This window comes from Streptomyces sp. NPDC008313, assembly GCF_042956125.1.
Classification (GTDB): Bacteria; Actinomycetota; Actinomycetes; order Streptomycetales; family Streptomycetaceae; genus Streptomyces.
Genome location: NZ_JBIBFR010000020.1, coordinates 14957 through 27494, shown reverse-complemented (window position 1 = coordinate 27494; position 12538 = coordinate 14957). Strand labels below are relative to the sequence as shown.

At 71.9% G+C, this 12538-nt stretch carries 8 protein-coding genes; 2 read left to right on the top strand and 6 right to left on the bottom strand.

Annotated features, from left to right (window positions below; all coding sequences use genetic code 11):
• Positions 1-6: 6 nt before the first annotated feature.
• From ACFY93_RS25055 to ACFY93_RS25035, 5 genes are all read right to left on the bottom strand, one after another.
• Positions 7-1440, bottom strand: a complete 1434-nt coding sequence (locus ACFY93_RS25055) for a cellulose binding domain-containing protein (RefSeq protein ID WP_391362986.1) — start codon at positions 1438-1440, stop codon at positions 7-9.
• The gene (locus tag ACFY93_RS25050) at positions 1437-2981 is read right to left on the bottom strand and encodes a family 20 glycosylhydrolase (RefSeq protein WP_391362984.1); all 1545 of its coding nucleotides are present in this window, start codon (positions 2979-2981) and stop codon (positions 1437-1439) included. The genes ACFY93_RS25055 and ACFY93_RS25050 overlap by 4 nt, the downstream gene beginning before the upstream one ends.
• Positions 2982-3069: 88 nt before the next feature.
• On the bottom strand, positions 3070-3819 hold the full coding sequence (locus ACFY93_RS25045; protein WP_391363163.1) for an ABC transporter permease subunit: 750 nt from the start codon (positions 3817-3819) through the stop codon (positions 3070-3072).
• Positions 3820-3899: 80 nt separating this feature from the next.
• Entirely contained in the window at positions 3900-4910 is a 1011-nt protein-coding gene (locus ACFY93_RS25040) for an ABC transporter permease subunit (protein WP_391362982.1), read from the bottom strand.
• A gap of 12 nt (positions 4911-4922) precedes the next feature.
• Positions 4923-6176 carry an extracellular solute-binding protein gene (locus ACFY93_RS25035; RefSeq protein ID WP_391362980.1) on the bottom strand — a complete coding sequence of 418 codons (1254 nt, stop codon included), beginning with the start codon at positions 6174-6176 and terminating at the stop codon, positions 4923-4925.
• Between the two features lie 226 nt (positions 6177-6402).
• On the opposite strand from ACFY93_RS25035, the gene ACFY93_RS25030 reads away from it, so the two are divergent.
• Together ACFY93_RS25030 and ACFY93_RS25025 are read left to right on the top strand one after the other, a co-directional pair.
• The gene (locus ACFY93_RS25030; protein ID WP_391363161.1) at positions 6403-7215 is read left to right on the top strand and encodes a UTRA domain-containing protein; all 813 of its coding nucleotides are present in this window, start codon (positions 6403-6405) and stop codon (positions 7213-7215) included.
• Positions 7216-7455: 240 nt separating this feature from the next.
• Entirely contained in the window at positions 7456-9630 is a 2175-nt protein-coding gene (locus ACFY93_RS25025; protein WP_391362978.1) for a discoidin domain-containing protein, read from the top strand.
• Positions 9631-9779: 149 nt separating this feature from the next.
• On the opposite strand, the gene ACFY93_RS25020 is transcribed toward ACFY93_RS25025, so the two are convergent.
• Complete coding sequence (locus tag ACFY93_RS25020) at positions 9780-12308, bottom strand: glycoside hydrolase family 3 C-terminal domain-containing protein (protein WP_391362976.1); 2529 nt, start codon at positions 12306-12308, stop codon at positions 9780-9782.
• Between the last annotated feature and the right edge of the window lie 230 nt (positions 12309-12538).

Genomic DNA, 12538 nt, shown 5'->3' with positions numbered 1-12538 from the left:
GCGGCGTCAGCCTCCGTTCGGCACCGTGTCCTCGAAGCTCCGGCCGGCCGTCCGGTAGGCGGCGACCTTGGCGTCGACCTGCGCGGGGGTCAGCACCTGGTCCTTGACGTGCAGGACGTAGTCGACCTTCTGGTCGTAGGCGCGCGGGGTCGTGGAGGTCTGGCCGTCGAGGTCGATCAGCCACTGGTCGAAGTTGATCGACATCGGCTTCTCGGGAAGGTACTTGGCGTCGTGCCGGCCGAACTCCCTGCCGTCGATGTAGTACGTGATGTTGCTGTCGTCGATGGTGACGACGAGGTCGTGCCAGCCGGCGAAGCCGGCGCGCGACTCGGAGTGCTGGTTGACGGCCTCCCACGGGTCGGGCCGGTAGGTCTCCCAGGAGGTGGTGTAGAGGATGCCGGAGGGCTCGCCCCAGCCTCCGTTGGGCAGGTACTCGAAGTCGTACTCCGCGTAGTCGTCGTCCATCGGGGCCTTGAGCTGGTTGATGGTGAAGAAGGTCTGCACGAGGTGGTCACCGTCGGGGCCCGACTTCGGTGTGTCCGCGAACTTGACGCGTGCCGCGTAGGTGCCGTTCTTGAACTTGGTGGCCTGGGTGAGGACTTCGGTCTGCTTCGTCGATTCGCCGGTGCCGGCCGTGGACGTCTCCAGGTTCATGACGGAGTCGCCGTTGTCGTCGGCGAAGGTGACGTTCTGCGGGGCCCAGGTCGCGCCCGGTACGCCGGGGCCGCCGGAGTTGGAGCGCACGCTCCAGCCGTGGGAGGCGATCGCGGGGTCGTTGTACGACGTGTAGTCGAAGTCGTCGAAGAGTGCCGCCCCGGTGGCGGGCGGGTCGGTGGGATCGGTCGGGTCGGTGGGGTCCGGGTCGGGCTCGTTGCCGCCGGGTGCGGTGCCCCACACGGTGTGGCCGCCGACCGTCGCGGTGACCTTGGACCAGTCGCCGTAGGAGGTCTGGCCGGCCGAGAAGGAGTAGTCGTCGCTCTGGTCGAGGGAGGCCCAGTTGGTGCGGTAGAAGCGCAGCTGCATGTCGCCGGTGTCGGCGCCCGGGGCGAGGCTGCCCGCGGCGGACCTGAAGCCGATCTCCAGGTAGCGGTCGGCGGTGGCGGTGGGGTGGGCGAGGGTGCCGAACGTGCCGGTGACGTTCGCGCAGCTCTTGACCGCCCAGGAGCAGGCGAAGGTGTACGAGGCGCCGGGGTCGGCCTTGAAGTAGTAGCGGATCCTGACGTCGCCGAGGGGGACGGAGGTGCTGCCGGTGTTGACCACCTTGAACCAGGGCTCGGCCTGGTCGGCGGTGGCCGAGGAGGCGCTGGTCCGGTACTGGACCTTCACCGACGCGTCGGCCGCCTGGGCGGGGAGTGCGGTGAGGGCGGCGGCACCGAGTCCCGCCACCGCCGCGACGGCGACGGCGGTGCGCAGGCGGGTGGTGCGGGGCTTTCGGTTCATGGGCTGGTTTCCTCTCCGGTGGGGCGGATCGTCGGGGGGCGGCTCCGGACGCCGAGGGCGTCGAGCCGGGCTTGGTGGCAGCGCAGGCGCCGGCTGAATCCCGTCCAGTCCCGGGGGCCGGTCCAGGCGTTCTCGGCCAGGGCGCACAGCCTCGGGAACAGGAGGTACTCGACGTGGGCGGGCGTGGGGGCGTACTCGGTCCACAGCTGCGCCTGGGTGCCCAGGAGCCGGGCGGCGGCCTCCGGTTCCCAGTCGTCCGGGGCGGGGCCTGTGTGGTAGACGCTGTGCAGATCGACGACGGCGCCGGGCTGGCCGGGCGGTTCGTGCGGGCTGTGCGAGCGCGGATGGTCGAGGTACGTGGACTGATGGGGCGTCATGATCACGTCGTGGCCGCGGCGTGCGGCGGCCAGCCCGTGCTTGGCGTCGCGCCAGGCGGCGACGGTGAAGGGGGACGGCAGGTCGAGTCCGGTCTCGGTCCAGCCGAGCGGGCGCCTGCCGTGCCGGGCGAGGAGTTCCGCGATGCGGTGCATGAACCAGCCGTGCAGCGCGGCCGGTCCGGGAAGCCCCTCGGCGGCCGCCCGTTCCCGGGCCAGCGGTGAGCGTTCCCACTCGGCGGTGGGGCACTCCTCGCCGCCCACGTGGACGTACGGCGAGGGGAAGGTGTCCATGACCTCGCCGAGCACGGTGGCGCAGAAGTCGAACACCCCGTCGTGGACGCCTAGGACGTGCTCGCTCACCCCCCAGCGGGTCCACACGTCCCGATGCCGCCGTGGGTCGTTGCCGAGCTCGGGGTAGGCGGCGAGCGCGGCGCGTACGTGCCCCGGCATCTCGATCTCGGGGACGACGGTCACCCCGCGCTCGGCGGCGTAGGCGACCAGGCCGCTCAGTTCGCGCCGGGTGTAGGCGCCTTCGTGCGGGGTGCCGTCACCCATGGTCTCGCGCCGCCGGCCTCCCACCCCGGTCAGCCGGGGAAGGGCGTCGACGGGCATGCGCCAGCCCTGGTCGTCGGTGAGGTGGAGGTGCAGCACGTTGAGTTTGTGCAGGGCGATCAGGTCGGTGAAGCGCCGCAGGAAGGAGACGGGCTGGAAGTGGCGGGCGACGTCGAGCATCGCGCCGCGCCAGGCGAACCGGGGGACGTCGGTGATCTGCACGCACGGCAGCCTCCACGCGGTGTCGCCCGCCGGGCTGCCGGCGAGTACCCGGGCGGGCAGCAGCTGGCGGAGCGTCTGGACGCCGCGCAGCAGTCCGGCAAGGCGGGCGGCGCGCATCAGGACCGCGTCTGGGCCGACGGTCAGTCCGTAGCCCTCCTCGCCCAGTCCGGTCAGTGCGGGGTCCAGCGCGAGGACGATGTCGCCGTCCGGGTGGAGTGCGAGCGGCAGTGCGGTGGCCGGCGCGAGGAGGGTGCGCAGCAGTGCGGCGGCGGGCTCTGCGCCCGGCCCGGCGCGCACGGCGGTGTCCGCGGTGAGGATGAAGTGCCCGGCCAGGCGGGCGACGCGGTCCGGCAGGGGGATCAGGGCGAGGTCGGTGCGGGGTGAGGGCATGGCGGGGCCTTCGTCGGTGGGTGTGGATGATCCGTCCGCCGTCGCCGTGCGGGACGGCGGGGGCGGCCGTACGAGGCGGTGGGCGCGGTCAGCCCTTGACCGCGCCGCCGGTGAGGCCGGCGGCCACCCGTCGCTGGAGGGCCAGGAAGAGTGCCAGGGCGGGAAGCGCGAAGAGGGTGGAGGCAGCCATGGTGGCGCCCCAGTCGGTGCCGAAGACGTTGGAGAAGGACGACAGCCAGACGGGCAGGGTGCGGTCGTCCTGATCCTTGATGATCAGCATGTTGGCGAAGGCGAACTCGTTCCACGCGGTGATGAATCCGAACAGGGAGGTGGCGAGCAGCCCCGGTGCGAGCAGCGGCAGGGTGACGCGGCGGAGGGCGGAGGCCCGGGTGCAGCCGTCGACCTGGGCCGCCTCCTCCAGTTCGACCGGGATGGAGGTGAGGAAGCTGCGCAGGGTCACGATCGTGAAGGGAAGGGTGATCATGAAGTAGACGAGAGTGAGCATCGCGAGGCTGTCGAGCATGTCGGTGTCGCGCGCGATGACGTACATGGGGATCAGCAGCGCCTCCCAGGGTGCGACCTGGGCGACGAAGACCATCAGGATGAATGCTCTGCGCCCCCGCCATCGCAGCCGTGCCACCGCGAACGCCGCGCCCAGTGCCACCGCCGTGGACAGCAGGACGCAACTCACGGTGACGAGAAGGCTGTTGGCCCAGAAGGACCAGAAGCCCTCCGCCGTGACGGCCTTGGTGAAGTGGTCGAGGGTCACCGAGACGGGGAGGAAGTCGGGCGTCTCGGCCTGGATGTCCTTGGTCGGTTTGAAGGCGGTCAGCACCATCCAGTACACGGGGAAGACCGACAGGGCGAAGACGGTGAGGGCGCCCAGGTGGAGGGGCAGCCGGCGCGTGCGGGCGCGGTTCACAGCTCGGCCTCCTGCTGGAACATCTGGCGGAAGTAGGCGATGAGGATGAGGGTCAGGGCGTGCACGGTGAGGGTGGCGGCCGCGGCCCCCAGGTCGTAGCGGTGCAGCGACTGGGCGACCTGGTAGGCGTAGACGGGCAGGGTGGTCGTGGCGCCGTCCGGGCCGCCCTTGCTGACGGCCCAGATCTGCGCGAAGCACCGGAAGACCCAGATCACCTCCAGGCAGAGCACCAGTGCGAAGACGGGGCGCAGGATCGGCAGGGTGACGGAGCGGAAGATCCGTCCGCCGCCGGCGCCGTCGATCCTGGCCGACTCGTACAGTTCGGCCGGGACGGTGAGCAGGGCCGAGTACAGCGTGATGGCGGCGAACGGTACGGACTGCCAGACGACGAGGACGACGAGGACGGTGAAGGTCGCGGTGCCGTGGGCGAACCACGAGTAGCCGTCGTAGGAGTCGAAACCCAGGCGGACGAGCAGCCAGTTGACCACTCCGAGGCGAGAGGCGAACAGCCACTGGAAGACGGTGGTGGTGGCGATGACCGGACTGGCCCAGGCGAGGACGAGCCCGGTCATCACCAGCGTCCGCATCCGCTTGCCGAGGCGCTGGAGCATCAGGGCGACCAGGGTGGAGAGCACCATGATCAGTACGACGTTGACCGCGGTCCACCAGAGGGTGCGCCGGGCGACCTGCCAGAACTCGTCGTCGCCGAGGAGTTCCCGGTAGTTGTCGAACCCCGTGAAGTCCGCGTCGCCGCGGATGAGTTCGCGTACGCCGTAGTGCTGGAAGGAGATGACGAGGTTGCGGACCAGGGGATAGGCGAGGAGGAAGGCCGCCCCCGCGACCGTCGGAGCGATCAGGAGGTACGGCCACAGGGCCGTTCCGCGGGTGGCACGCCGGACGGTTCCGGACGTGTCCGGCGGCCGGTGGGTGCCGGGAGCCGGCGCCGGCCGGCGGCTGTGCACGGGGTCCGTGCGGGTCGTGGAGGCCACGGTCTGTCCGTCTCCCACGCCTCGCCGTCCTCAGGAGCCGAGGGTCTTGGTGATGCTCGCCGAGGCCTTCTCGGCGGCCTTCGCCGGATCGGCGCCGGTGAGCACGGCCGTCATGTATCCCTTGACGGGGTTGGTCGCCTCCACGGCGGCCCACTGGGGCGAGTTGGGAGTGGCGTGGCCCTGGGCCGCACCCGCCGCCATCGCGGCCGTGCCCTCGTTGTCCTCGATGACGTGGGCGAGCGAGGTCCGGTTGGGCACGTAGCTCATGAGCCTGGCCATGTCGGTCTGCCACTTCTTCCCGGCCAGTGCCTTGACCACCTGGTAGGCGGCGTCCTGGTGGGCGGACGCCTCGGGGATGATCAGGTTGGACCCGCCGGTGAAGACGGAGCCGGGCTTCGCGGCGCTCGGGCCGGGGACGGGGAAGAAGCCGAGCTTGCCCTTGAGTTCGGGGTTGGCCTGTTCGACGATCTTCGCGCCGCCGGGTACGGAGATGATCTGGGCGACGTCGCCCTTGGCGAAGACCTCGGCCTGCGGGGGCTTGGCCTCGTCGGAGTCCTTGGGGCCCTTGCCCAGGGCCTGCAGCCGCCGGTAGAAGTCCATGCCCCTCAGGGCCTCGGGGGTGTCGAGTGCGCCCTTCCACTCGCCGCCGCTGCGCACGGCGAGGTCGCCCCCCTCGTCCCAGATGAAGCCGGCCAGGGTGTACCAGTTCTGGCCGGGGAGGTAGATGCCCTGGGTCTTTCCCTTGTCGAGGGCACGGGTGTCCGCCAGCCAGTCCGCCCGTGTCGTGGGCGGCTCGGTGATGCCGGCCTCGGCGAACAGGTCCTTGTTGTAGATGACGACGCGGTTCGCCGCGTACCAGGGGATGCCGTACTGCTTCCCGCCGACCTTCCCCGGTTCGGCGAGTCCCGGCAGCCAGTCCCGGCCGTGCAGTTCGCCCACCTTGTCCGTCAGGTCCTTCACGCCGCCGCTCGCCGCATACTGCGCGACCTGGGTGTTGCCGACCTCGATCACGTCGGGTGCGTCGTTGCTGGCGAGTGCGGCGGTCACCTTCTCGCCGATGCCCTCCCACTCCTGGATCTGGACGTCGAGGCGGACGCCGGAGTGCCGCTTCTCGAAGTCCCGCTCGAACCGGGTGAGGAAGTCGTCGGCGACGCTGTCCTTCATGATCCAGACGGTCAGCTCCGTGTCCCCTCCCCCGGTCGAGTCCGACGAGGAGCCACAGGCGGACAGGACGGTGACCGACAGCGCGAGCGCGACGGCCGCGGCGACGAAGCGGGTCTTCATGAGCGGGTCCCCCAGCGATGAACTTACCAATTGGCAAGGTGGGTTGATGGCTGGCAAGAAAGTGGCATAGACCAATAGAAGTGTCAATACCCCTTGTAGACAAGGGCTGTTGCTCTGTCCCCCGCTACGACCACAGCCCAGCTGGTTAAGATGTATCTGACCAGTACGCCGGACACGGACCCCGAGGAGAAGCGCAGTGCCCAAGGAGAGCGGCCGGCCGGGCCCGATGCTCAAGCGGGAGAGGGTGCGCGAGCACCTGCTCGGTCTGATCGAGGCCGGCCGGCCCCGCGACGCCATCCCTTCCGAGCGCACCCTCTGCGCCACCCTGGACGTCTCCCGGCCGACGCTGCGCGCGGCCGTCGACGAACTGGTCAACGCCGGACTGCTGGTCCGCGAGCACGGGCGCGGCATGTTCATCGCACCCGGCAAGATCACTCAGGAGCTCGCCTCCGAGAACACCGGCTTCACACTCCCCCGCGCCTCCGGCACCTGGACGAGCTCCATCCTCGAACTCACCACACTGCGCGCCGGCGCCCGCATCGGCCGCAAGCTCGGTCTGTCACCGGCCACCGAACTGCTCTACATCGCCCGGCTGCGGCTGGTCGACGGAATCCCGATGGCCATCGAACACCTGCACATCCCGGCGGAGTTCGTGCCGGACCTGACCCGCAGCGAGCTGGAGGTCGGCGAGCTGTACGACCATCTGAGGGACCACCACGGCATCCACGTCCACCGGGCCGAGCAGTCCATCGAGCCGACCGTGATCAACGAGACGGAGGCCGAGACGCTCGGCACGCCCGTGCTCTCCGCCGCCCTGCTCATCGAGCGCCTGACCACGGACACGCACGGCCGCCCCGTCGAGTACGTGCGGTCCGTCTACCGCGGCGACCGCTACCGGATCGTCTCCCATCTGGCCCTCGGCGGCTCCGCCCCGCGCAACCGGCCCGGCGCACATCATCCCGGCATCCCGCCGGGCGACCCCGCCCACCGCGGCGTCATCACCTCCTCCACCACGGGAGCCGTGCAGCCGAACCTCTGACGGAGCCTCCCGGCGCCGCCCACGAAGGGCTCCGGAGGCGGCGCTCGCCGAGACGACCGGCCCGGGCGCGGAACATCCGTGCCCGGGCCGTCGCCGTTCCCCCGGCCGGTTCCGGAACCACACGAGTTGCCCCGGGACACGTTGACAGGCTCACGACTACCGGCCACTCTCCTTGGAGAGCGCTCTCCCACATCGGCGGAGGGCCGCACCCGTACGCCCCACTTCCCCCCAGGAGCCGCAGTGTTGAGATTCCGTGTCCTGTCCGGGCGACCACGAACGGGGGCCCTGGCTGTCACGCTGGGCGCCCTGCTGGCGTCGTCCCTCTCCCTGGCGACGGCGTCGACCGCGCGCGCCGCCGACGACACGCTGCTGTCACAGGGCAAGACCGCCACGGCCTCGTCGCAGGAGGGAGACGGGTACTCCGCCGCCGCGGCCGTCGACGGCGACCTGACCGGGACCCGCTGGGCCAGCGAGTGGCGCGACCCGCAGTGGATCAAGGTCGACCTCGGCGCGAACCACGACCTCAGCCGGGTCGTGCTCAACTGGGAGTCCGCCTACGGCAAGGCGTACGAGATCCAGGCGTCCGACAACGGCACGGACTGGAGGACCCTGAAGTCCGTCACGGGCGGCGACGGCGGCACCGACGACCTCGCCGTGTCGGGCTCCGGACGCTACGTGCGGATGCTGGGCACCGCCCGGTCCGGCGGATACGGTTACTCCCTCTGGGAGTTCCGGGTCTACGGCTCCGACGGCGGCACCACCCCGCCCACCTCCGGCGGCGCGGTCGAGGTGACCGGCTCGCAGGGCAACTGGCAACTGCGGGTCGGCGGGCAGCCGTACACGGTCAAGGGGTTCACCTGGGGTCCGTCCATCGCGGACGCCCCCAAGTACATGCCCGACCTCAAGTCCATGGGCGTCAACACCATCCGCACCTGGGGCACCGACGGTTCCACCAAGCCCCTGCTCGACAGCGCGGCGGCCAACGGCATCCGCGTCATCAACGGGTTCTGGCTCCAGCCGGGCGGCGGTCCGGGCAGCGGCGGCTGCGTCGACTACGTGACCGACACGACGTACAAGAACAACTCGCTCACCGAGTTCGCCAAGTGGGTGGACGCCTACAAGAGCCACCCGGGCACGCTGATGTGGAACGTCGGCAACGAATCGGTCCTCGGCCTGCAGAACTGCTACAGCGGCGACGAGCTGGAGAAGCAGCGCAACGCCTACACGTCGTTCGTCAACGACGTCGCCAAGAAGATCCACTCGATCGACCCCGACCACCCCGTCACCTCGACGGACGCCTGGACCGGGGCCTGGCCGTACTACAAGCGCAACGCGCCCGACCTGGACCTGTACGCGATGAACTCCTACGGCCACATCTGCGGCGTCCAGGAGGACTGGGAGCAGGGCGGATACACCAAGCCCTACATCATCACCGAGGGCGGCCCCGCCGGTGAGTGGGAGGTGCCCGACGACGCCAACGGCATCCCGGACGAGCCCACCGACGTGCAGAAGGCCGAGGGCTACACCAAGGCGTGGGACTGCGTCACCGGGCACAAGGGAGTCGCCCTCGGCGCCACCCTCTTCCACTACGGCACCGAGCACGACTTCGGCGGGGTGTGGTTCAACGTCCTGTCGGGAGGCCTCAAGAGGCTGTCGTACTACGCCGTGAAGAAGGCGTACTCGGGGTCGACCGCGGGCGACAACACGCCTCCCGTCATCAGCGGCATGACCGTGTCACCGGCCTCGTCCGCCCCGGCCGGCGCCGAGTTCACCGTCCGGGCCGACGTACGCGACCCGGACAACGACCCGATCGAGTACAAGATCTTCCTCAGCGGCAACTACGCGAGCGGGGACAAGGGCCTGGTCGAGGCCAAGTGGCGGTCCACCGGGAACGGCACGTTCGCCGTCACCGCTCCCGACAGGCTCGGCGTGTGGAAGGTCTACATCGAGGCACGGGACGGCAAGGGCAACGCCGGCATCGAGACCAAGTCGGTCAAGGTCGTCGCTCCACCCGTCAACGGGACGAACGTCGCCCTCGGCAAGCCGACCACCGCCTCCTCGTACCAGGCGGAGTACGGCGACTGCCCCTGCACGCCCACCAAGGCCACGGACGGCAAGGCCGACACCCGCTGGGCCAGCGACTGGAGCGACCCGCAGTCCATCCAGGTCGACCTCCAGGCGCGTACCGCGATCCGCACGCTCCAGCTGACCTGGGACCCGGCCTACGCCAAGGCCTACGAGGCCCAGGTCTCCGACGACGGGACGAACTGGCGGACCGTGTACTCCACCACCGACGGCAACGGTGACATCGACACCATCGACGTGTCGACGACCACCCGCTACGTGCGACTGCACCTGACCGCACGCGGCACCGGCTGGGGATACTCGCTCCACGAGTTCGGCGTCTACAGCTGATCCCACGCGCGGAAGACATCGCGCGGAACACATCACGCGCAGCGGCACGCGCGAAGCGAAGGAGCCGCCCCGTCGACGGGGCGGCTCCTTCCGGGTGTCCGGGGGGGGAGCGGGGGGAGAGCGCTCTCCCCCGCGCGCCCGCCAGCCCGTCAGGGGCCGGGCTGGGTGACGCGCACCGCGCAGGTCAGCGGCAGGTCGCCCGCCGACCGGCCGGCGAGCACCTGCCACGGTCCTGGCTCGGTACGCCAGCCGCCCGACTCCACGCACCAGTGGCGCAGCGCGCGGGCGGGCACCCGCACCACGGCGGTCACCCGCTCGCCCGGGTCCGCTTCGACGGCCGCGTACCCGGCGAGCCAGCGCTCCGGGCGTTCCACCGCCGAGCCGGGCCTGGCCAGGTACACCTGGACCACCTCACGGCCGCGCCGGGCGCCCGTGTTGCGCAGCAGCACGCGCACGGTGAAGCCGCCTCCCGCGAGGACGTCGGGGGCCGCGGCGTCAAGGGCCGTGGCGTCGGGGGCCGCGGCACCAGGGGCCGCGGCGTCCGGCGCGACGAGTCCATCGTATTCCCACGCGGTGTAGCCGAGTCCGTGCCCGAACCAGTACGCGGGGCGGCTCCCCGCGCGCAGCCAGCCGCGGTAACCGATGTGGAGTCCTTCGGAGTACTCCAGGACCCCTCGCTCGGGCCGGGTGCTGAGGACCGGCGCGTCGCCGAGGGCGGCTCCCCAGGTGGTGGGCAGGCGGCCACCGGGTTCCGTACGGCCGAACAGCAGGTCCGCGAGGCCCGGGCCCGCCTCCTGGCCGGGGAACCAGGACAGCAGGACCGCGCCCACGTCCTCGCGCCAGGGCAGCTCGACCGGGCCGCCCGCGTTGACGACCACCACGGTGCGGGGGTTGGCCGCCGCCACCGCGCGCACCAGCTCGTCCTGACGGCCGGGGAGCGCGAGGCCGGTACGGTCGTGGCCCTCGGACTCGCTGTCCTCGGTGGTCCCGACGAAGACGACCGCCGCGTCGCGGCCGCGCGCGGCGTCGACCGCCCCGGCGATGGCCGCGGCGTCGTCCGGCGCAGGCGGCGCCGCGGTCACCAGGACGGCGCGGCCCGTGTCGGGCGCCAGCTCACGCCGGGCCACCACGCGCACGGCGCGCCCGCCGGGCAGCCGCACGCTCCCGTACCGGCACGGCGGGTTCACATGGATGACGGCGGGATCGTCGGTCTGGCGGGGGAACGTGCCGTCGACGACGGTGCGGCCGTCCACACGGAGGGTCATGCGGCCGAAGCCCCCGACGCCGAAGGTCCACTCGCCGCCGGTGCCCGGCGTGAGGAGGGCGCTGATCTCGACGGCGTGCGCGCCCGGCGGCACGGGCGGCTCCATCTGGCGCCCGGTGAGGCGGTGTTCGGCGGCGAGTTCGCGCCCCTCGGCGTCGAGCACGCGCAGCAGGACGCCCGGGGCGCCGCTGCGGGGGTCGCGGCAGTCCGCCGCGTCCAGCGGGGCGGGAGCGGCGCCCGGGCAGGGGCCGGGGGCGTACTGGACGAGGGCGTCCCCGAGCGCGCCGCGGATCCCCTCCAGGGGCGGGACGACGTGGTGCGGGTAGACCCCGGCGCTGCCGCCGCCCTGGGCCCGGGGCCGGGCGGCGTGCCGGCCGATCACCGCGACGCCGCGCGGCGCGCCGGGGTCGAGGGGCAGGACACCGTCGTTGTGCAGCAGCACCGAACCGGCCGCCACGGCCCGGCGCAGCAGGTCGCGCCCGGCTCCGCGGCCCGGCCCGGCCGCGACACCCGGCGCCGCGGCACCCCGGGCCGCGACAGCCGGGGCGGGGGCGGACTGGCCGAGTACGCCCACCCGGTCGGCGAGCCGCAGGATCCGGCGGGCCTTGTCGTCGAGGGTCTCCGAGGGGACGGCCCCGTCGCCGACCGCCCGCTCCAGCGCCTCGCCCCAGGGGCTTAGCGGTCCCGGCATCGCCAGGTCGTGGGCGGCGAGCGCGCTGGCCCGTGTCGAGCGCACCGCACCCCAGTCGGACACGACGACCCCGTCGAACCCCCACTCCCCCTTGAGGGGTTCGGCCAGCAGCGGGTTCTCGGTCATCGTGACGCCGTTGACGCGGTTGTAGCCGGCCATGACGAGCCAGACCCCGGCGCCCACGGCCGCCTCGAACGGCGCCAGGTACACCTCGCGCAGCACGCGCTCGCGTACGCGCACGTCGACGGTGAGCCGCTCGGTCTCCGAGTCGTTGGCGACGTAGTGCTTGGCCGTGGCGGCGACTCCGTGGGCCTGGATGCCCCGGATCAGTGCGGCGCCGGTGCGGCCGGTGAGCTCCGGGTCCTCCGCGAAGCACTCGAAGTGACGGCCGCCCAGGGGCGAGCGGTGCAGATTGAGGGTGGGCGCGAGGACCACGTGCACGCCCTTGCGCCGCGCCTGGGTCGCGAGGAGGCCACCGAGCCGTTCCACCAGGGTCTCGTCCCACATCGCCGCGAGCGCCGACGGGGAGGGCAGCAGCACGGAGGTGTCCCGCTCGTCCCAGGCCTCGCCGCGCACGCCCACGGGGCCGTCCGAGACCGTCATCTCCCCCAGCCCCAGGGCGGGTTGGGCGGACGTCCGCCATGTAGTGGACCCGGTGAGCAGCCGCACCCGCTGTCCCAGGTCCAGCTTGTCCAGCAGTCGCGCGCGTTCTTCTTCAGTCATCGGTCATCCCGTCTGCCTCCTCGTCCGCCCGTCACGCTCATGGGAGAGCGCTCTCCCATACCGGTCCGAGCATTCCGACGCGACCTGACTCCTGTCAATGCGGAGTCGGCGGCCGCACCCGGCGGAGGGAGCCTGGGCGGCAGCGCCCCGCAGGCGCGACGGTGGACAGACAGGGCCGCGGACGACCGGACGACCGGACTGCGAAGTCGCCCACAGCGGGCGGCGGACGG

What these genes read in the sequence shown, in the direction of transcription:
- ACFY93_RS25055 (WP_391362986.1), bottom strand. Translation starts at nt 1,440, where the DNA reads ATGAACCGAAAGCCCCGCACCACCCGCCTGCGCACCGCCGTCGCCGTC.
- ACFY93_RS25050 (WP_391362984.1), bottom strand. Translation starts at nt 2,981, where the DNA reads ATGCCCTCACCCCGCACCGACCTCGCCCTGATCCCCCTGCCGGACCGC.
- ACFY93_RS25045 (WP_391363163.1), bottom strand. Translation starts at nt 3,819, where the DNA reads ATGGTGCTGACCGCCTTCAAACCGACCAAGGACATCCAGGCCGAGACG.
- ACFY93_RS25035 (WP_391362980.1), bottom strand. Translation starts at nt 6,176, where the DNA reads ATGAAGACCCGCTTCGTCGCCGCGGCCGTCGCGCTCGCGCTGTCGGTC.
- ACFY93_RS25030 (WP_391363161.1), top strand. Translation starts at nt 6,403, where the DNA reads ATGCTCAAGCGGGAGAGGGTGCGCGAGCACCTGCTCGGTCTGATCGAG.
- ACFY93_RS25020 (WP_391362976.1), bottom strand. Translation starts at nt 12,308, where the DNA reads ATGACTGAAGAAGAACGCGCGCGACTGCTGGACAAGCTGGACCTGGGA.